Genomic DNA, 19317 nt, shown 5'->3' with positions numbered 1-19317 from the left:
TGCGACCACCAGGCTGGGCCGGCGGTGGTCAGGAGGCGGCTTCCAGCGGGTGGTCGGTGCCGCGCCAGGTGGCCGCCAGCTCGTCCAACGGCAGGTCGAGGGCCTCGCCCAGGCACACGATCGTGCCGAAACCGGGGGACGGCAGCCGGCCGGTCTCGATCTTGCGCAGGGTTTCCGGCGAGATGCCGGCCGCGTGCGCCACCTCGGCCAGGTCGCGCCCCGCTCGCGCGTGGCGCAGCAGGGCTCCGAGGCGCCTGCCGGCGTCGACCTGTTCGGGGGTGAGCGGTTGGCGGACCATGCCCCCAGGGTAGGGCTGGTATTACTATACCGGCAAGTGCTACGGTTCTGGTATTACTATACCGAAATCCTGTAGCGCGAGGTGTTCGTGATCGAGTTGAAGTCGCCTGCGGAGATCGACCGCATGCACGTGGCCGGGCGGTTCGTCGCCGAGGTGCTCTCGGAGGTCGGCCGGCTCGCCGACGTGGGCGTCAACCTGCTGGACCTGGAGCACCACGTGCGCGGCATGATCGAGCGGCGCGGGGCGGAGTCGTGCTACTGGGACTACGCGCCGTCCTTCGGGCGCGGCCCGTTCCGCAACGTCATCTGCCTGTCCGTCAACGACGCCGTCCTGCACGGCCTGCCCCACGACTACGTGCTGCGCGACGGGGACGTGCTCAGCGCGGACCTCGCGGTCGGCATCGACGGCTGGGTGGCCGACTCGGCGCGCACGGTCGTCGTCGGCACCGCCGCCGAGGAGGACCTGCGGATCATCCGGGCCACCGAGGAGGCGTTGGAGGCGGCGATCGCGGTGGCGCGACCGGGCAACCGGCTGGGTGACATCTCGGCGGCCATCTGGGCGGTGGCCCGCGACTACGGCTACCCGGTCAACACCGAGTTCGGCGGCCACGGCATCGGCCGCACCATGCACGAGGACCTGCACGTCCCCAACAAGGGCAAGGCGGGGCGGGGGCTGAAGCTCCGGCCGGGGCTGACGCTCGCGCTCGAACCCTGGTTCGCGCGGACGACCGACCGGATCGTGTACGACCCGGACGGCTGGACCATCCGGTCGGCCGACGGCTCGCGCACCGCCCACTCCGAGCACACGATCGCCGTCACCGAGGACGCCGCCCTGGTGCTCACCCGGCGCGAGGGCGAACTCGACCGCGGTGACGCGTCGTCCCGCGCGTCCGTCGTTCCCCCGGTCGACTGAGGGGTTCCGCTCGGGGGACGGCAATCGTGCGGAGTGCGCGGTGGGGGAGGACCCACTCCCGGTCGTCCTGTCCGGACCTCCTTTAAGCACATCGGTTGAACGCCGACGGATCGGGGCCGGCGGTCCCGTTCTGACTGCCAGTATGTCGGCGATCACCGACAGTGCCGGCAGGGGGCGAGGGTGGGGGAGATCGTCTGCTCGTGCGCCGAGCTCGACGTGCTGGGCGAGGCGCTGCGGATCGACGTGCGGCGGTTCCCGCTCGCGATCGGGCACCACGGGGCGAGCCGCGAGGAACGGGTGCGCCTCGTCGAACGGGTCGGGCGCGACCTGACCGGGCGCGGCCTGGTGCGGGGCGGGGACCCGGTGCCCGCGTTCGCCGAGGTGCTGCACCTCCTCGCCCGCGGTCCCGTGTCGGTCGCCCTCGTGGGCACGGCGGGGCAGGCCCGGCCGGTCGGCCTCGCCGTGGTCGACGACCGGGCGGGCGTGGTCGTCGTGCAGCGGGGCGAGTCGGTCACCGTCCGGGACGACCGGCCCGAGGCCGCGGTGCGCGCCCTCGTGGGGCTGCTGCCCGCGATGCGCCCCGCCCCCGGCGTCCCGGTCACGGTGGAGGAGGCGCCCCCGGCGCGGGCGGGGGAGGACTTCTCCGAGGACTTCTCCGCGGTCACCTTCACCAGCCAGGTGCGTGCCGCCGCCGTGCGGTCGCCGGCCGCGCAGCGCGCCGCCGCGGAGGAGGTCCTGCGCCGCCCGAGGCTGGGCGCCGGGTACTTCGCGGTCACCGGGCGCGGGCGCGACGGCCGGGAGGTCGAGCTGGGCACGGTCGGTTACCTGGACACCGACGTCGGCCGCTGCGCCGTGCTGTCCGACGCGGGCGCCGACGGGCGTCTCGCGGTCACGTACGCACCCGCCGACCAGGCCGCTCTTGATCGCCACGTGCTGCGGATCGTGGCCGGGGCGAGGTGAGGGGGACAGTGGAACCACCCGTTCGTGTCGCCACTGACTGTTACTGTTCATGCGCTGCGCGTACCGCGCAGGGTGTCCTCGGGGGAGGGTGATCACCGTGGCGAACGCCGCCGTCACCGGTATCGCCGGCATGGGCCACGCCGTGTCCGGCTTCAGCGCCGCGACCGCCGCCGGCTTCCGCATCGGGGCCGCGGGCGGCCAGGCGCTGATCGACGCCGTCGACGGGATGCTGGCCGAGATCAGGGATGCCCTGGCCAGTGCCAACCGCCTGAGCCAGGAACCCCCGCTGGGGACCACCCCGGCGGCGGTCGTCTACAAGCCGTTCCTCGCCACCGTGGCCACCGACGAGGTCCAGGGCTTCATCCCGGTGCTGGTGGGCTTCCAGCAGGACCTGGTGCGGTTCCGCTCCGACGTCGAGAAGTCCATGGGCGTCTACCGGGGCACGGACCAGGACTCCGCCACCGTCGTCGCCACCGCCGGATCGACCCTCCCGACCTGATCAGCGAAGGACCAAGGTGACCTCTCGCACGCTCATCGCCGGTCTGGCCGTCGCCCTGTCGACCGTCGCCGCCTGCGGCGGACCGGTCAACGGGGAGCCGCGACCGGCCAGGACCGCGACCAGCACCGCCGACGCCCCCGCCTCCCTGAAGGACGTAGAGCCGTGCGACCTGCTCACGCGCGACGAGGCCGAGCGGCTGTTCGGCCCCCTGCGCGAGGCGCCGGCGCGCGAGGACCTGGGGACCGCGCGGGGGTGCACCTTCAAGCCGAAGCTCACGAACCTCGGCATCGACGTCCGGACCAACGCCGGGCTGGCGGACGTGCAGCCGACCGGTGAGATCAGCGACGTGGCGGTCGGTGGCCGCGACGCGAAGCAGGTGACCGCCCCGGGGGGCACCTGCACCGTCGCGATCGAGGTCACCGGGTCGTCACGCGTCGACGTCTCCTACACCGGTGACCCGAGCGAGGACACGTGCGCGCCGGCCCGGCGGGTCGCGGAACTCGTCGAGCCCCGGTTGCCGTGAGAGGGGGACTGGTATGACCCGGGACGTCCACTCGCGCTACGACCTGCACCGGCACGCCGAGGTGCAGACCGGCGAGGAGCTGGAGCAGCGCGTCCGGCGGGACCTCGAACAGCGGCACGGCGGGCTGTTCGGGAGGCTGATCGCGGCCATCACCGCGCCCGGCGAGGTCGACGACGTGCTCGACGCCCAGGCCGCGCAGCTCAAGCGGCAGGTGTTGACGCGGGCGGCCCCGCCCCCGCCCGACGTGCACTACCCGGCCATCCCGCACGCGCGGTTGCACGAGGGCGTGAGCCGGGGTGGCGAGCCCGGCGCGGTCGGCGAGGTGGGGGACATCTGGACCAGGCTGGGCAACCAGCTCGCCACGTTCAACGACGCCATCGGCAAGGCGATCACGATCAGCGAGGACGACTGGGTCGGCCGGGCGGGCGACGGCGCTCGGCGCGCGTTGGCGGACATGGGCAACCGGGCCGGCGAGGCCGGGACGGCGGCGCAGCTGGCGGGCACGCTGTTCGCCCAGCAGTCGCGGGCGCTGAGCACCGCCCGGGCGAGCACGCCACCGCCGCCCGCCGAACCGTTCGACGCCGGTGCGGCGCGCGAGCGGCTGATGACGATCACCGACCCGGTGGCGTTCGCGCGGCAGGCCGCGGCGGACCGGGCGGTGTTCGAGCAGCAGCGCGAGGACCACGAGGCCGCCGCGCGGGCGGTGGAGACCTACGACCGGACGGTGGCGCAGACGGCCGCCGCGCAACCCGCGTTCGCCCCGCCGCTGGAAGCGCCGCCGCAGCCCGGTCCGCCGCAGCCCGATCCGCCCCGGCCCGATCCGCCCCGGCCTGGTCCGCCGCGAGCCGAAAATCCGTTGGTGCCGATCGGGTCCGGTGGGAGGGAGCGCGGTGCGGTGCCCCCGCCGGCGGTCGGCGATGGGCAGGGCGACGGCACCGGCGGCAGCACCGGCACCTCTGGGGTCGTGTCGCCGAACGAGCCGCCGGTCAGCGGGATCACCAGCCCCAGCGGTTCCGGCGGGGGGAGTGCGGGGGGCGCGGGGAGCGCGGGTGGTGGCGGGAACGTCGGCAACCCGGGACAGGGTGGACCTGGTGCCGGTGGCCTCGCCGGGGTGCCCGGGTCGGGCGGTGGGGGCGGGCGTCCCGGTGGTGGCGGGTCCGGTGGTGGGGCGGGGTTCGGCGGGCGGGTGCCCGGTGGTGGCGCGGGGAGCGGGTTCGGTCCCGGCTCGGGGGCGCGTGGGGTCGCGGGTGGCGGGGCCGCGGGACTGCTGCCGCACGGCGGTGACGCGCCGGCCGGTCGTGCCGGCGGGACGGCCGGCGGAACGGGCGGAGGTGGCGCGGGCGGTGGTGCGCGTGGTGCCGGCGGTGTCGGTGGTGTCGGCGCCGGGGTGGCCGGTGGCGTGGGGGCGGGCAAGGGGGCGGGGGACGAGGACGTCGAGCGGAGTGCGCCCTCGTACCTGTTGGAGCCGGACCCGGACGGGATCTTCGGCAACGACCAGGTGGTCGCGCCGCCCACCATCGGCGGGTGACGGTCGGCGACGGGACCACCCGGTCCGGGGTCGGTCAGCTGGTCGGTACCACCGACGGGGGCGTTGACGCCGACGTCGGGGAGGTCTCCGGCGGGGTGGTCGGCGTCACCGACGCGGACGGCGACGGCGACTGGGGCGGCGACGGGGACTGGGGCGGCGACGGGGACTGGGACGGCGCCGGGGTGGTCGTCGTCGGCATGACCACGGCGAACGGCACGCCGGTGACCTCGCGGCAGCCGTTCTCGTCGTGCTCGACGCGCGGGCGCGGGTAGCGGTTGTCCTCGTGGTACTCGTCGCACCCCCGCCACCTCGTGTCCAGCGGCTGTCCGTTCTCGTCGTAGAGGTGGACGCCGGTCAGCGGGCGGCCGTTCTCGTCGAACACGTAGATGTTGGTCGGCACCACCGGGGTCGGCGCGTAGGCGACCTGGGCGGTCGGGGGGAGGTCGCGCCAGGCGGTGGAACCGAGGGCGAGCAGCAGCAGGCCGATCGCGAAGCCGGACGCGGGCAGGCTGATCCACAGCCAGCGCCGGTCGGTGCGGGACCGGAGGCCGGCCAGCAGGGTCAGCGCGCCGAGCGCCACGGTCACCAGGAGCACGGACATGTCGTGGACGAGCCCGCCCCAGGCGGCCACCAGCAGCGCCCTGATCGCCCACCACGCCGGTTGCAGCGGGCGCAGCGGGTGCACGAAGCGGGTCACCTCGGGGCGGTCGAACGACCTGCGCGCCGCCGCCAGTTCGGGCAGGTGCGCGACGTCCTCCACGAGGCCGCGGCTGACGAACACCAGCGCGGCGGCGACGACGGCGCACAGGACGGCCGCGGCCAGGAGCAGTTCGCGGCTGCCCGCGTCGAGGCCGATGGCGAAGCCGGCCGCGGTGCCGGCGACGAGGCCCCACAGCGCGAACCGGGCCGCGGCCGTCGCGCGGGTTGTCCTCGGTGGCGGGGGTGCGGTGCGGTCGGGGTAGCCGGCGGCGGCGCGCAGCTCCCGGGCGTACGCCCCGGGGGTGCCCAGCCGGTCGGTCAGCGCGGCGGTGGAGGAGTCGTCGCCCAGTTCCTCGGCGACCTCGGCCACGTGCGCCTCGGCGTCGTCCATGATCTCGCCCACCTCGGCGGGCGGCAGGTCGGACAGCTCCTCGCGCATGCGGTCCAGGTAGTCCCGCACCTCGGTGTTCGTCTGCGTGTTCATGCGGAATCCCCCACAAGGTCGTCGAGCGTCCGCGCGAACGACTTCCAGGTCCGGCTCGATTCGAGCAGCCGTGCGCGGCCGGGTTCGTTGAGGCTGTAGTACTTGCGGTGCGGGCCCTCTTCGCTGGGCACGACGTACGAGGTGAGCAGGCCGGCGTTGTAGAGCCGGCGCAGGGTGCCGTAGACCGACGCGTCGCCGACGCCGTCCAGGCCGCCCTGGCGCAGTCGGCGTAGGACGTCGTAGCCGTAGCCGTCCTCCTTGCGGAGCACGGCGAGGACCGCGAGGTCCAGCACCCCCTTGAGCAGCTGGCTGGTGTCCATGTCCCTCCCCGGTGATGTGCGGTGGATGCTACTACGGAATGCGCAGTACCGTGTAGAGGGTAGTAGGGGCGGGGAACGCTTCGTCCCCGTCCGGTCACCGGCGGTCAACGCGCTTGTGCCGGTGGCGCCGGGCTTCCTAACCTCCTGCGTGATCACAGGGGGGAAATCAGTGGTGAAACGTGTTCTCGCGGTGTGCGCCGCGCTCGTGTCGCTGGCCGGCGGGGTGGTGGCCGGAGGAGTGGTGACCGGCGGGCTGGTGGGCACTGCCGGGGCCGCCCCGGTGGTGGGCGGGTCGTCGAAGTTCACCGCCACCTACCCGGCCCGGCTGCTCGACACCAAGGCCGGGATCGGCACGCCGGTGGGGTCGCTGGGCGCGGGGCAGGTCAAGACGGTCGACCTGTCGGGCCGCCTGCCCGCGACGACGACCGCCGTGGTGCTGACGGTGACCGCCGTGTCGCCGACCGAGGCCACGACGGTCTCGGCGTACCGGACCGGGTGGGTGCGCGAGGACTCCGCGTCGGTGGTGAACCTGGTGGCGCGGGAGACGCGCTCGGGGTCGGTGACGGTGGCGGTCGGTCCCGACCGGAAGGTGGACCTGCGCAACGGGGCCGGGTCGGTGGACCTGATCGTGGACCTGTTCGGCCACTACGCGACGGACGGCGCGGCGAAGTACCGGGCGACCCAGCCGCAGCGCGCGTTCGACGTGCAGGCCGGTCCGGCGTCGACCGCGGTGGTCGACGTGTCGGCGAAGGTGCCGGCCGGGGCGACGGCGGCGGTGTTCACGTTGACCGCCAGCAGCGCCACGGCGACGACGCTGGTCACCGCCTGGCGCGGCGGCGCGGCCCGGCCGGGCGTGCGGAACCTGACCGTGACCAAGGGCCTGACCACGGCGAACCTCGTGACGGTGCAGCTCGGCGCGGACCGCGCGGTGAGCCTCTACAACCAGAGCGGCGCGGTCCGGCTGACCGGTGACCTGGTCGGCTACTACGGCGCGGACGGCGACTCGTTCTTCCTGCCCGCCACGCCGCGGCGCGACTTCGACACCCGCACCGGCGCCGGCACCCTCCAGGGCAATCCCGGGGCGCTCGCGGCGGGCGCGTGGACGCAGTTCTTCCCCGGCGCCTACCAGGGCGGGCAGGAGGTCACCTCCGTGGTGTTCAACCTGACCACCACGGACGTCACCGCGCAGACCGAGCTGACCGCCGGGGCGTACGGGCCGAGCGTGCTGCACGCCGCCCCGTGGCGGCCGACGACCACGCAGGTGCAGGCGGGGCTGCGGAGCGCCGCCGTCGACATCGCGAACGTGGCCACCTCGGGGTCCACGCACCTGCTGGGCGACGTCACCGGCTACTTCACCCGCACCTGCACGGGCACCGCCGGCTGCGCGTACGCGTGGGTCGGGAGCAGCGAGCCGAAGCCGATCCACGACTTCCCCGGTGTCGTCGCGGTCGACGGCGGCCAGGAGACCGCCCTGCTGCTCAGGTCCGACGGCACGGTGTGGTCCTGGACCTCCGACCCGCCGACGGCCTGGGGGAAGCGACCGGTGCGGGTGCCCGGCCTGACCGGCATCACGAAGACCGAGTCCAGCAACGGCAACGGCCTGGCGCTCGCCTCCGACGGCACCGTGTGGTCGTGGGGCTACACCCGGCACGGGCAGATCGGCGACGGCGTCGACCACGTCGAGGAGGTCGTCACCACGCCCGTGCGGGTGGCGGGCCTGACCGACGTCGTGGACCTCGGCAGCGGCTTCGAGAACGGCTACGCGGTGAAGTCCGACGGCACGCTGTGGGCGTGGGGCTCGAACCACGAGGGCCTGCTCGGCAACGGCGTGGCGTGCGACCGGGACGTGCCGGCGACCTGCTCGTCGAACGTGCCGGTCCGGGTGGCCGGCCTCACCGACGTGGTCGAGGTGTCCGACGAGGGCTTCGCGCTCAAGGCCGACGGCACCGCGTGGACGTGGGGCACCAACTACGCCGGCGTGCTCGGCACCGGCGAGCCGGACGACGAGGCGGTCAGCACGGTGCCCGTGCGGGTCTCCGGGCTGACCGACGTGGTGCGGATCGCCGGCCACAGCATGAACCGCTACGCGGTGAGGTCCGACGGGACGCTGTGGGCGTGGGGCGCCAACTCCAGCGGCCAGATGGGCAACGGCGTGGTCGAGCCCGGTGTCGGCTACCGCGTCCCGCACGCCGTCCCCGGCCTGACCGGGGTCGCGGAGGTCAGCATCAGCAGCACGTACATCGTCCTCGCGCTCACCTCCGACGGCACGGTGTGGGCGTGGGGCAACGACATCGGCGGCCAGCTCGGCGTCCCCGACGGCAACCCGGCCGCGCCGGGGCGCGTGCCGCAGGTGAGCGGGATCGGCGCCACCGCGGTGGCGGCGTGCCTGAAGGGCGGGCTCGTCCTGGTGGCCGAACCCCGGTAGCGGTGTTCGACGACGGCTCCCCGGTGCCCGCCGGGGAGCCGTCGTCGTCCCGGGGTCAGGTCCCCTCCAGGACACCGCCCTCGAACACGTCGACCTGCGGCAGGTCGTGGCCCAGGCGGTCGCGCTTCGCCGTCAGGTAGGCGATGTTGTGGCGGTTCGGCGGCACCAGCAGCGGCACGCGGTCGACGACGGCGATGCCGTGCGCCTCCAGCGCCGCGACCTTGTCCGGGTTGTTGGACATCAGGCGCACCGAGCGCACCCCGAGGTGCCGCAGGACGTGCGCGGCCGGCATGTAGTCGCGGACGTCGACCGGCAGGCCCAGGGTGGTCGCCGAGTCCAGGGTGTCCAGGCCCTGGTCCTGGAGCACGTGCGTGCGGACCTTCGCCACCAGGCCGATGCCGCGCCCCTCGTGGCCGCGCAGGTACACCAGGACACCGCCCTCGGCCGCGATGCGGTCCAGGGCGGCGTCGAGCTGGTCGCCGCACTCGCAGCGCATCGCGCGGAAGATGTCACCGGTCATGCACTCGGAGTGCACGCGCACCAGGACGTCGTGCGACCGGGCCCGCCCGTGCACCAGCGCCATGTGCTCGTGACCGCTGTGCCGGAAGGCGACCGCGCGGAACACGCCCCGGCGCGTGACCAGTTCGGACTCCGCCACCTCGTCGTCGTTGAAGGCTTGCTCGTGCATCCGGCTCCCTCGTTCCCCCGACGCGACCCGAACCCGTCACTAGGCTCGGGCGGTACTGCACCGCACCCCCTCACCGGCGGAGGTCACCCTGTTCAGCATCACCGTCCGCGACCACGTGATGGTCGCCCACAGCTTCCGCGGCGAGGTGTTCGGTCCGGCGCAGCGCCTGCACGGGGCAACGTTCGTGGTGGACGCGAGGTTCAAGCGGACCGATCTCGATCCGGACAACATCGTCGTCGACATCGGACTCGCCACCGAGGAGCTGCGCTCCGTCCTCGGTGAACTCAACTACCGCAACCTCGACGAAGTTCCCGAGTTCCTCGGGGTCAACACGTCCACCGAGTTCCTGGCCAGGCACATCGCGGACAAGCTCGTGGAGAGCGTGCACGCGGGCCGGCTCGGCGAGGGCGCGAAGGGGCTGTCCGGCGTCGAGGTGACGCTGCACGAGTCGCACGTGGCGTGGGCGAGCTACGAACGCGCCCTGTGACGGTCCCGTTCCTGGTGCCGGCGGGCCTCGACGACCCGGCGCGGCCGAGCGGCGGCAACGCCTACGACCGCCGGGTCGCCGACCTGCTCGGGCTGCGCGTGGTCGAGGTCGGCGGCGACTGGCCCCGGCCCGCGCGGACCGACGACCTGGGACGCGCGCTGCGCGCCGTCCCGGACGGGCACGTCGTGCTGCTGGACGGGCTGGTGGCGTGCGGCGTGCCCGAGGTGGTCGCGCCGCACGCCGCGCGCCTGCGGGCGGTGGTGCTGGTGCACCTGCCGCTGGCCGACGAGACCGGGCTGTCCCCGGCCGCCGCGGCGGACCTCGACGCGCGGGAGCGGGCGGTGCTGCGGTCCGCCGCCGCGGTGGTCGCGACCAGCCCCGGGGCGGCCCGCCGCGTCGCCGCGCACCACGGGCTGCGGCACGTGCGGTCCGTGCCGCCGGGGGTGGACCCGGCGCCGCTCGCGCGCGGCACGGACGGCGCCTCGCGGCTGCTGTGCGTGGCGTCGCTGACCCCGCGCAAGGGCCACGACGTGCTGCTCGACGCCCTCGCGGCCAACGCCGGCGCGCCGTGGACCTGCGCGTTCGCCGGCGCGGGGGCCGTGGCGCACGAACTGGGCGACCGGGTGGAGCTGCTCGGGCCGCTGACCGGCGCCGCGCTGGCCGCGCAGTACGACCGGGCCGACCTGTTCGTGCTCGCCTCGCGCGCCGAGACCTACGGGATGGTGGTGACCGAGGCGCTGGCGCGCGGGGTGCCGGTCATCGCGAGCGCCGTGCCGGACGCGCTGGGCGACGGCGGCGTGCTGCTGCCCGCCGGGGACGCGGGGGCGTTCGCGGGGGCGTTGCGGCGATGGTTCGCGGACGCCGGGTGGCGCGACGAGCTGCGGGGGCGGGCGCGCCGGCGACGTGCCGCGCTGTCCACTTGGGACGAAACGGCGGACGCGCTGGCGGGGGTGCTGGCTAGTCTGCGGCCATGAGCACCCCTGGCTTCGCACCGGAATGGCTGGCACTGCGCGAGGGGGCCGACGCCGACGCGCGGTCGACGGCCCTGGCGGACCGGCTGACCAAGATCGATCTGAACCGGGACCCCCTCGTGGTGCGTGATCTCGGGTGTGGAACCGGATCGCAAGGACGGTGGCTCGGACCGCGGCTGGGCGGCGCGCAGCACTGGGTGCTGCACGACCGCGACCCCCGCCTGCTCGACCTGGCGAGGTCGGGCGTGACGGGGCCGGGTGTGACCGCCGAGGTGCGGCAGGGCGACCTGACCGCGCTCACCGCCGACGACCTGGCGGGCACGTCGCTCGTCACCGCGTCGGCGCTGCTCGACCTGCTGACCGCCGACCAGGTGCGCGGCCTCGCGGAGGCGTGCGCGGGTGCCGGCTGCCCGGCGCTGTTCACGCTGTCCGTGGTGGGCCGGGTCGAGTTCGCGGCGGCCGAGGCGCTGGACGCCGCGTTCGGGGCCGCGTTCGACGACCACCAGCGGCGCGGCGGGCTGCTCGGCCCGGACGCCGCCGGGGCCGCCGCGGCGGCGTTCGAGGACCTGGGCGCGACCGTGGCGACGAGCCCGAGCCCGTGGCGGCTGGGGCCGGAGCGCGCGGCGCTGGCCCGGGAGTGGCTGCGCGGCTGGGTCGGCGCGGCCGTCGAGCAGGAGCCCGCGCTGGCCGACGAGGCCCCCGACTACCTGCGGCGGAAGGCCGCGGACCCGCGCGTGGTCGTGCACCACACCGACCTGCTGGCGGTGCCGTCGTGACGCGCGCGTGGCCGTGGCTGCGGCTCGCCCTCGCGGTCGGCGTGCTGGCGGCGCTGGGGTGGCGGCTGGGCACGGGCGCGTTCCTCGACGGGCTGCGTGCCGTGACCGGCTGGTCGGTCGCGGCGGCGTTGGCCATCGGGCTGGCGACGACGGTGCTCAGCGCGTGGCGGTGGTGCGTGGTCGCCCGCCGGCTCGGCCTGCCGCTGACCCTGCGCGCCGCCGTGCCCGACTACTACCGGGGCCTGCTGCTCAACGCGGTGCTGCCCGCCGGGGTGCTCGGCGACGTGCACCGGGCCGTCGACCACGGCCGCCAGGCCGGTGACGTCGGGCGCGGGGTGCGGGCGGTGCTGTTCGAGCGGTGCGCGGGCCAGGCGGTGCTCGTCGCCGTCGGGGGCGCGGTGCTGCTGACCGGCACGGCCGGCGTGGACCTGGTGCCCGCCGCGACCGCCCTGGTCGCGGTGGCGGCCCTGGTCGCGGTGGTCGCGGCCCGCTCGGCGCGGGTGCGGCGGGCGCTGGCCACGACGTGGGCCGACGCGCGGGTGGGCCTGCTGGCCCCCGACGTGCTGCCGAAGGTCGCGCTGGCCTCGGCGGGCGTCCTGGTCGGGCACGTGGCGCTGTTCGCGGTCGCCGCCCGCGCGGCCGGGGTGGACGCCCCGGTCGGCCGGGTCGCGGCGCTGGGGGTGCTCGCGCTGCTGGTGATGGCGGTGCCGGTCAACGTCGGCGGGTTCGGGCCGCGCGAGGCGTTCCTCGCGGTCGCGTTCGGCGCGGCCGGGCTGGGCGCCGCGCAGGGCCTGGCCACCGGCGTGGTCTACGGCGTGCTGGCGCTGGTGGCCGGCCTGCCCGGCGTCGTGCCGCTGCTGCGCGTCCGGTCGGGACAGGCCGGGGCCGGGCAGGTCGGGCCTGGGCGGGGCCGGTCAGAACAGGGCCAGGTAGCTCCCGAACGCCTCGACGAGCGCCGCGACGACCAGCTCGCCCTTGCGGGCCGACGCCAGTGACGGCCTGCCCACGACCCCCGACGCCGTGTACGCGGCCATGCCGAGCGTCAGCAGGTGCCGGCGGTCGTCGGCGAGGTGGTCGGCCCCCTCGAAGCCGGGTCGGACCAGCTCCGGGTGGGCGTGCAGCAGGATCGACGTCTCCAGCTCGCCCGCGTGCATGTCGGCGTGGTGGGACGTCTCCACGCCCGCCGCGGCCCGCGCCGCCGCCCAGTCCGCGCCGCTCGGGAACAGCGCCGTGCCCTCCGACTCCTGCACGACGTTCGACAGCACGTAGTTGCCGCCGTGCGCGTTGACCAGCACCAGGTTCGGCACGCCCGACCGGCGCAGCGACTCGGCGACGTCGAGCACGACCGCGTGCAGCGTGCGGGCGGAGACGCTCACCGTGCCGGGCCACGCCGCGTGCTCGTGCGAGCAGGAGATCGTGACGGGCGGCAGCAGCCGCACGGGGTGCGCGTCGGCGACCGCGCGGGCGACGGCGCACGCGATGAGGGTGTCCGTGGCCAGCGGCAGGTGCGGGCCGTGCTGCTCGTGGCTGCCGACGGGCAGCAGCGCGACGGTCGCCCCGCGGTCCCGCACGTCGGTCGTGGTGTCAGTCGGGAACATGCGCCGAACCGTAGCCAACGCCGGTGGTCACCGCCGGTGGTCCACGCGGTGGCACAGGGCGGGCAGCTCCCCGCTCGCCAGGCGCGGCAGCACGTCCGGCAGCTCGTCGAACCGGCTCTCACCGGTGATCAGCGCGTCGAACACGGGGTCGGCGAGCAGCTCCAGCGCCAGCGCCATCCGCTCCGCGTACGTGCGGTCCGGGCGCGCCACCGCGCCCACCTGGCTGGCCCGCAACCGCAGCCGCCGCGAGTGGAACGCCTCGCCCAGCGGCACGGACACCGGCCGGTCGCCGTACCAGCTCAGCTCCACCACCCCGCCCTCCGCCGCGAGCAGCCGCAGCGACGTGGCCAGCCCCGCCCCGCTCGCCGACGCGTGCAGCACCAGGTCGAGGTCGCCCCGGGCGTCGTCGGGCAGCGCGAACGGCACGCCCAGCGCGTCCGCCACCGCCGCCCGCGCCGGGTCGGCGTCCACCAGCTCCAGCCGCACGCCCGGCACGCGCCGCAGCAGCGCCGCCACCGCGCAGCCGACCATCCCGCCGCCCACCACCGCCACCCGGTCACCGACCCGGGGCCGGGCGTCCCACAGCGCGTTGACCGCCGTCTCCACGGTCCCCGCCAGCACGGCGCGACCGGCGGGCACGTCGTCCGGCACGGGCGTCACCGCCCCGACGGGCACCACGTAGCGGGTCTGGTGCGGGTAGAGGCAGAACACCGTGCGGCCTTCGAGCGGCCCCTCCTCCACCACCCCCACGTTGAGGTAGCCGTACTTGACCGGCCACGGGAAGTCGCCGTCCTGGAACGGCGCGCGCATCACCGCGTGCTGGCTCTCCGGCACGCCGCCGCGCAGCACCAGCGACTCCGTGCCCCGGCTGATCCCGGAGAACAGCGTCCGCACCACCACGTCACCCGGTCCCGGCTCGGGCAGCTCGACGGGCCGGATCTCGCTTTTTCCCGATCCGGTGAACCACAGGGCCCTCCCGACTCGTGTCATCCAGCAACCTCCGGAAAACGGGGCCCACAGCGACGAGGGGCACGATGACCACACTTCAGCACAGCGCGGTCCCGGCCGTGCGGGAACCCGCGCTCTGGGCGGGTGCCCAGTTGCTCCTGCTCGGCGCGCTGGAGGCCGGCGTCGGGCTCGGCCCGCTGGGCTGGCTGGCGGGCATCGCCTACGCCACCGCCGGGCAGGCCCTGTTCAGCAGCGCGCTCCGGCGTTCCCCGAGGGGCGTGCCGGGACCGGCCGACCGGGTCACGCTCGCCCGCGGCCTGCTGGTGGGCGGCGTGGCCGCGCTCGTGGCGGACGGCTCCGACCGCACCGCGCTGCTCGTCGTGCTGGCCGCCGTGGCGCTGTCGCTCGACTTCGTCGACGGCCGGGTCGCCCGGCGCACCGGCACGGAGTCCGAGCTGGGCGCGCGGTTCGACATGGAGGTCGACGCGTTCCTCATCCTGGTGCTGAGCGCGCACGTCGCGTTCTCCCTCGGGCCGTGGGTGCTCGCGATCGGCGTGCTGCGGTACGCGTTCGTCGCCGCCTCGTGGGGCCTGGCCTGGCTGCGCGGCCCGCTGCCCGCGAGCTACGCGCGCAAGGTCGTGGCCGCCGTGCAGGGGATCGTGCTCGTGGTCGCCGCGTCCGGCCTGGCGCCCCTCACCGGTGTCCTCGTGGGACTCGCCCTCGGCGCGCTCGTCTGGTCGTTCGGGCGTGACATCGCGTGGCTGCGGCGCGAGGCCGGGGCAGTGGGAGGGGTGGCGCGTGTCTGAGGGGCGCACGACCGCGCGGGTCGCGGGCAACGCGGTGCTGTGGGCGGTCCAGGTGCTGCTGGCCGCGTACTTCATCCACAGCGGGGTGTCGCTGTTCGGCGACGACTTCGTCGGCAAGTTCGAGAGGATCGGGTTCGGCCAGTGGCTGCGGTACGTGACCGGGACCCTGGAGATCGCCGGGGCGCTGGGCCTGCTCGTGCCGGGGCTGTGCGGCTCGGCGGCGCTCGGGCTGGTGGGCGTGATGGCCGGCGCGGTGTGCACGGAGCTGTTCGTCCTGGGCGACACCGGCGGCGCCGTGCTGCCCGCGGAGCTGCTGGCGGTGGCCGCGGTGGTCGCGTTCTTCCGGCGCGACACCGTGCGGGACCTGCTTCAGCGCTTCGGGAAGTAGCGCAGCACGGCGACGTCACCGAGCTTGGCGACCTCTTCGAGGTGGAAGCGGTGGGCGGGCCCACCGGGGAACTCGGCCGGCCGGAGGAAGCGCGGCGCGCCGTGCTGCCCGATGATCATGGGCGCGACCGCCATGCGGATCTCGTCGGCCAGCCCCGCCGCCAGGAACGCGGTGTGCACCGCGCTGCCGCCCTCCACCATGAGCCTGCCCACGCCGCGCCCGCCCAGGTCGTCGAGCAGCGCGCCGAAGTCCAGGTCCGGGCCGAGGGCGACGACGTCGGCGAGGTCGGCCAGCCCGGCGGCCCCCCGGTGACCGGAGTCCGTGGTGTAGACGACCTTGTCGCCGCCGCAGTGCCAGAACGCGCGCTCGCGGTCGAGGTCGCCGCTGCCGGTCACCACCACCTTGAGCGGGAACTCCGGCAGCCCGGACGCGACCCGTTCCGCCCGCCGCCCCGGGTCGTTGACCAGCAGGCGGGGGTTGTCGCGGCGCACGGTGGCCGCGCCGACGAGGATCGCGTCGGACTCCGCGCGCACCCGGTCGACGTGGTCGAAGTCCTCCGCGTTGGACAGCGGGAACCGCTCGGTCCCCCGGTCGTCGATGTGGCCGTCCACGCTGACCGCGACGCTGAGCAGGACGTACGGGCGAGTCACGCACCCAACCTACCCACGCGCGCCGGTCGCCGAACCCCCCGAGGAGGACCGCGTGGCGGTCGACGAGACCCATTCCCCGACCTTGACCGCGCCCGAGGCCGAAGCCGTGCCCGAGCTTGAAGCCGTGCCCGTGCCCGTGCCCGAAGCCGTGCCCGGTCCTGAAGTCGAGCCCGTGCCCGAGGCCGTGCCCGGTCCTGGAGCCGAGCCCGCGCGCCGGCGCGGCGGGCGGGTGGCGGGTGCCGCGCTGACCGGGCTCGCCGCGCTGTTCGTGCTGCTCGCCCTGCTCGCGCCGGCCGACCTCGACCGGTTCGGCGTCGCCGCGTTCCTGCGCATCCCGGTGGAGGGCCTGCTGGGCGTGCTCCTCGTCCTCGTGCTGCCGCCGCGCGCCCGCCGCCCGGTGGCGCTGGCCGGCGGCGCGCTGCTGGGCCTGCTGCTCGTGGTCAAGGTCGCCGACATCGGGACCGACCTGGTGCTGTACCGGCCGTTCGACCTCGTCCTGGACTGGCCGCTGCTCACCCCCGCCGTCGACTACGTGGACGTCACCGCCGGCCGGGGCGCGGCGGTCGCGGCCGTGGTGGGCGCGGTGCTGCTGGTCGGCGCGGTGGTGGTCCTGATGGCGCGCGCGGTGCTGCGGTTGAGCCGCCGCGCCGAGGCGCGCCGGCCGGTCGTCACGCGGGCGCTGGTCGCGGTGACCGCGGCCTGGGTCACCTGCGCCGCACCCGGTGCGGAGTTCGCGCCCGGCCTGCCGGTGGCCTCGCACGACGCGGTGTCGTTCGTGGGCCGGCACGCGCACGCGGTGCGCGTCGGGTTGCGCGACCGGGAGGCGTTCGCGGCCGAGGCGTCGACCGACGCGTTCCGCGACGTGCCCGCCGACGAGCTGCTGACCTCGTTGCGCGGCAAGGACGTCGTGGTCGCGTTCGTGGAGAGCTACGGGCGCTCGGCGGTGGAGCACCCGGCGCTGGCCCCGGTCGTCGGGGCCGCCCTGGACGACGGCGCGCGCCGCCTCGCCGCCGCCGGCTACGCCTCGCGCAGCGCCTACCTGACGTCGCCCACGGCGGGTGGCGGCAGCTGGCTCGCCCAGGCGACCCTGCTGTCCGGGCTGCGGATCGACAACCAGCAGCGCTACCGCACCCTCGTGGCCAGTGACCGGCTCACCCTCAACGGCGCGTTCCGCCGCGCGGGCTGGCGGTCGGTGGGCGTCGTCCCGGGCATCACCCGCGCCTGGCCGGAGGGCGACTTCTTCCGCCACGACCGGGTCTACGCCGCCGCCGACCTCGGCTACCGCGGTCCCCGGTTCGGCTACGCGACCATGCCCGACCAGTACGCGCTGTCCGCGTTCCAGGAGCGCGAGCGGCGGCCCGGCCACGCGCCGGTGGTGGGCGTCGTGCCGCTGCTGTCCAGCCACGCGCCGTGGACGCCGGTGCCGACCCGCCTCCCGTGGGACGAGGTGGGCGACGGCGCGGTGTTCGGCGGCGCGGCGGGGGAGGAGGCGCCGGACTCGATCTTCGGCCGCGACCCGGACGCGGTGCGCGCCGACTACGCGCGGTCCGTGGCGTACTCGGTCGACGTGCTCGTGTCCTACCTGGAGACCTACGGCGGCGACGACACCGTGCTCGTCTTCCTCGGCGACCACCAGCCGGCGCAGGTCGTCACCGGGGACGGCGCGTCGAAGGACGTGCCGGTCACCGTCGTCACCCGGGACGCGGCGCTCATGGCGCGCACCGACGCGTGGGGCTGGACGGACGGCCTCGAACCCGCCCCGGACGCCCCGGTGCGCCCCATGGAGGCGTTCCGCGACCAGTTCCTCACCGCGTTCCGCTGACCGCCCGCACCGGATGCGCTACTTTCGGCACGAATGGGTTTCGACTGCTGGGGGTGGTGATTTGCTCACGCTTCGACGTGCCCTGACCACGGGGATCGCGGTGTCGGTCCTGGTGGGGGGCATGACAACGGTGTCGTCGGCCGAGCCGAGCGGCCCGGTCGAGTCGGCCGGGCCAGCCGGTGGGGCCGTCGGCGACCGGCTCGCCGCGCGGCTGCGCGACGCGGTCGTGGCCCGGGACTTCAAGGACGTGCTCGACCTGACCCCGCCGGAGCTGGTGGCGGCGTCCCGCGCCGGCGCGCCGGAGAAGTACGACTCGGTGCCCGCGGGCGAGCGGGTGGCGCGGCTGGGCGCGGCGGAGGCCAGGCCGCTGCACCAGACGCCGAACCTGGACCTCGCCGTCATCGAGCTGGACGCGCTGGGCCGGCCCGCCGCCGTGGCCAACGTGCTGCTCAGCCCGCAGTACCCGAACGGCATCGTCGTCCCGGTGGACGGGCGCGAGCTGTCCACCGGGTCCGTGCGCTACCGCTGGTGGGACGACACCGAGTGGGACGTCAACGGTGGCCGCGGCACGCGCGACGTGCTGCCCGGGCGGGAGGAGGCGCCGATCGACTTCTCCTCGCCGTACCCGGCGTCGGTGCTCAAGCTCATGGTCGGCTTCGGCGTGCTGCGGCTGGCCGACGAGGGTCGCGTGGACCTGGGCGCGACCTACGACTACCGGCCGGTGACGCAGAGCCCCGCGTGCGGCGGCGACAGCAGCAAGCCGGTCCGGCAGCTCTTCGACGAGATGATCACCAAGTCGCAGAACGAGTCGACCTGCGCGCTGATCAAGATGATCCACGACCTGGGCGCGTGGGACCACGTCAACGCGACGTTCGCCGACCTGGGGATGCCGACGCTGATGGTCACCGGCACCAACCCGGACCACGGCGGCCGGTGGATCGGTTCGAACATGAGCGGCATCGACACCGCGAAGCTGCTGCTGCTGGTCAACGGCGGCCACGGCACGCTGTGGACGACGCCGGCCGGCAAGCGGATCACCCGCGACGAGCTGAGCGGCGCGTCCCGCGACCTCTTCCGCAGGACCTTGAACGACCAGGGGCACAACGAGATGCTGTCCACCACCAACTGGTGCGGCCGCGACTACCCGGTGCAGGGCATCCCGCAGGTCACGCCGCCGCGCTGGGTGCGGCCGGACGGCACGGTGAAGGTCGGCGACGCCGTCTACGACCGCGACGTGCGCCCGTGCGACGCGCGGGCCGAGGTGTCGTTCGGCCACAAGACCGGCTGGGTGGACACCACGGGCAGCGACGCGGGCATCGTGAAGTCGTTGCCGGGCAAGGAGAAGCGCAACTACGTCGTGGTGGCGTTCTGCAACCTGGGCACCGACTACGTCGACGCCGACCGCCCCGCCGACCCGCCCGGCGTCTTCCCGGTGCTCTACACCGAGAAGTACGCCGAGCTGGGCGCGGCCGTCGACCGGATCATGACCGACCTGAGGTGACCGCGCCCCGGTGATCCCGGACCCGGTCGCGGCG

21 protein-coding genes are annotated in these 19317 nt (G+C 75.2%); 14 read left to right on the top strand and 7 right to left on the bottom strand.

Annotation, left to right across the window (positions count from 1 at the left end; translation table 11 throughout):
- Window positions 1-28: 28 nt before the first annotated feature.
- On the bottom strand, window positions 29-298 hold the full coding sequence (locus tag ACR807_RS34650; RefSeq protein WP_438925714.1) for a helix-turn-helix domain-containing protein: 270 nt from the start codon (window positions 296-298) through the stop codon (window positions 29-31).
- A gap of 87 nt (window positions 299-385) precedes the next feature.
- On the opposite strand from ACR807_RS34650, the gene map reads away from it, so the two are divergent.
- The 5 genes from map to ACR807_RS34625 all read left to right on the top strand — a co-directional run bounded on the left by map (window position 386) and on the right by ACR807_RS34625 (window position 4720).
- Window positions 386-1210, top strand: a complete 825-nt coding sequence (map, locus tag ACR807_RS34645) for a type I methionyl aminopeptidase (RefSeq protein WP_438925713.1) — start codon at window positions 386-388, stop codon at window positions 1208-1210.
- A 180-nt stretch (window positions 1211-1390) separates the two neighbouring features.
- Window positions 1391-2170, top strand: a complete 780-nt coding sequence (locus ACR807_RS34640) for an ESX secretion-associated protein EspG (RefSeq protein WP_438925712.1) — start codon at window positions 1391-1393, stop codon at window positions 2168-2170.
- A 97-nt stretch (window positions 2171-2267) separates the two neighbouring features.
- Window positions 2268-2669, top strand: a complete 402-nt coding sequence (locus ACR807_RS34635) for a hypothetical protein (protein ID WP_438925711.1) — start codon at window positions 2268-2270, stop codon at window positions 2667-2669.
- A 16-nt stretch (window positions 2670-2685) separates the two neighbouring features.
- On the top strand, window positions 2686-3192 hold the full coding sequence (locus tag ACR807_RS34630; protein WP_438925710.1) for a DUF3558 domain-containing protein: 507 nt from the start codon (window positions 2686-2688) through the stop codon (window positions 3190-3192).
- A gap of 13 nt (window positions 3193-3205) precedes the next feature.
- On the top strand, window positions 3206-4720 hold the full coding sequence (locus tag ACR807_RS34625) for a hypothetical protein (protein ID WP_438925709.1): 1515 nt from the start codon (window positions 3206-3208) through the stop codon (window positions 4718-4720).
- 34 nt (window positions 4721-4754) lie between these two features.
- On the opposite strand, the gene ACR807_RS34620 is transcribed toward ACR807_RS34625, so the two are convergent.
- Window positions 4755-5903: an HAAS signaling domain-containing protein gene (locus ACR807_RS34620; protein WP_438925708.1), complete on the bottom strand. Its 1149-nt coding sequence runs from the start codon at window positions 5901-5903 to the stop codon at window positions 4755-4757.
- Window positions 5900-6223, bottom strand: a complete 324-nt coding sequence (locus tag ACR807_RS34615) for a PadR family transcriptional regulator (protein ID WP_438925707.1) — start codon at window positions 6221-6223, stop codon at window positions 5900-5902. The genes ACR807_RS34620 and ACR807_RS34615 overlap by 4 nt, the downstream gene beginning before the upstream one ends.
- 172 nt (window positions 6224-6395) lie before the next feature.
- Between ACR807_RS34615 and ACR807_RS34610 the strand changes: the two genes are divergently transcribed.
- Window positions 6396-8648: an RCC1 domain-containing protein gene (locus tag ACR807_RS34610; protein WP_438925706.1), complete on the top strand. Its 2253-nt coding sequence runs from the start codon at window positions 6396-6398 to the stop codon at window positions 8646-8648.
- A gap of 55 nt (window positions 8649-8703) precedes the next feature.
- Here the strand turns inward: ACR807_RS34610 and ribA are convergent, their stop codons facing one another.
- On the bottom strand, window positions 8704-9336 hold the full coding sequence (gene ribA / locus ACR807_RS34605; protein WP_438925705.1) for a GTP cyclohydrolase II: 633 nt from the start codon (window positions 9334-9336) through the stop codon (window positions 8704-8706).
- A gap of 88 nt (window positions 9337-9424) precedes the next feature.
- Here ribA and ACR807_RS34600 point away from each other — a divergent pair, with 88 nt between their 5' ends.
- Genes ACR807_RS34600 through ACR807_RS34585 form a run of 4 tightly spaced genes read left to right on the top strand, consistent with a single transcriptional unit; the run spans window position 9425 to window position 12565 of the window.
- Window positions 9425-9823, top strand: a complete 399-nt coding sequence (locus tag ACR807_RS34600; protein WP_438925715.1) for a 6-pyruvoyl trahydropterin synthase family protein — start codon at window positions 9425-9427, stop codon at window positions 9821-9823.
- Window positions 9820-10797, top strand: a complete 978-nt coding sequence (locus tag ACR807_RS34595) for a glycosyltransferase family 4 protein (RefSeq protein ID WP_438925704.1) — start codon at window positions 9820-9822, stop codon at window positions 10795-10797. Before ACR807_RS34600 ends, ACR807_RS34595 begins: the two co-directional genes overlap by 4 nt.
- Complete coding sequence (locus tag ACR807_RS34590) at window positions 10794-11570, top strand: class I SAM-dependent methyltransferase (RefSeq protein ID WP_438925703.1); 777 nt, start codon at window positions 10794-10796, stop codon at window positions 11568-11570. The genes ACR807_RS34595 and ACR807_RS34590 overlap by 4 nt, the downstream gene beginning before the upstream one ends.
- Complete coding sequence (locus tag ACR807_RS34585; protein ID WP_438925702.1) at window positions 11567-12565, top strand: lysylphosphatidylglycerol synthase transmembrane domain-containing protein; 999 nt, start codon at window positions 11567-11569, stop codon at window positions 12563-12565. The genes ACR807_RS34590 and ACR807_RS34585 overlap by 4 nt, the downstream gene beginning before the upstream one ends.
- Here the strand turns inward: ACR807_RS34585 and ACR807_RS34580 are convergent.
- Window positions 12485-13168, bottom strand: coding sequence for a creatininase family protein (locus ACR807_RS34580; protein ID WP_438925701.1), 684 nt, complete (start codon window positions 13166-13168; stop codon window positions 12485-12487). The two genes, ACR807_RS34585 and ACR807_RS34580, sit on opposite strands and share 81 nt — an antisense overlap.
- A gap of 27 nt (window positions 13169-13195) precedes the next feature.
- Window positions 13196-14158, bottom strand: coding sequence for a zinc-dependent alcohol dehydrogenase (locus ACR807_RS34575; RefSeq protein ID WP_438925700.1), 963 nt, complete (start codon window positions 14156-14158; stop codon window positions 13196-13198).
- A gap of 44 nt (window positions 14159-14202) precedes the next feature.
- On the opposite strand from ACR807_RS34575, the gene ACR807_RS34570 reads away from it, so the two are divergent.
- Window positions 14203-14922 (top strand): CDP-alcohol phosphatidyltransferase family protein, encoded by a 720-nt coding sequence (locus ACR807_RS34570; protein ID WP_438925699.1) that lies wholly within the window; start codon window positions 14203-14205, stop codon window positions 14920-14922.
- Entirely contained in the window at window positions 14915-15310 is a 396-nt protein-coding gene (locus ACR807_RS34565) for a DoxX family protein (protein WP_438925698.1), read from the top strand. The genes ACR807_RS34570 and ACR807_RS34565 overlap by 8 nt, the downstream gene beginning before the upstream one ends.
- On the opposite strand, the gene ACR807_RS34560 is transcribed toward ACR807_RS34565, so the two are convergent.
- Window positions 15292-15960 carry a RibD family protein gene (locus tag ACR807_RS34560; protein WP_438925697.1) on the bottom strand — a complete coding sequence of 223 codons (669 nt, stop codon included), beginning with the start codon at window positions 15958-15960 and terminating at the stop codon, window positions 15292-15294. The two genes, ACR807_RS34565 and ACR807_RS34560, sit on opposite strands and share 19 nt — an antisense overlap.
- Before the next feature lie 52 nt (window positions 15961-16012).
- Between ACR807_RS34560 and ACR807_RS34555 the strand changes: the two genes are divergently transcribed.
- Together ACR807_RS34555 and ACR807_RS34550 are read left to right on the top strand one after the other, a co-directional pair.
- A complete protein-coding gene (locus ACR807_RS34555) occupies window positions 16013-17782 on the top strand; it encodes an alkaline phosphatase family protein (RefSeq protein WP_438925696.1) in 1770 nt (589 codons plus the stop codon).
- 121 nt (window positions 17783-17903) lie between these two features.
- On the top strand, window positions 17904-19283 hold the full coding sequence (locus ACR807_RS34550; protein WP_438925695.1) for a serine hydrolase: 1380 nt from the start codon (window positions 17904-17906) through the stop codon (window positions 19281-19283).
- Window positions 19284-19317: the final 34 nt, after the last annotated feature.

The organism is Saccharothrix sabaoui (assembly GCF_051756985.1).
Lineage (GTDB): Bacteria > Actinomycetota > Actinomycetes > Mycobacteriales > Pseudonocardiaceae > Actinosynnema.
Note: the sequence above shows the minus strand (reverse complement) of the source record. Positions and strands in the feature narration are given on the sequence as shown.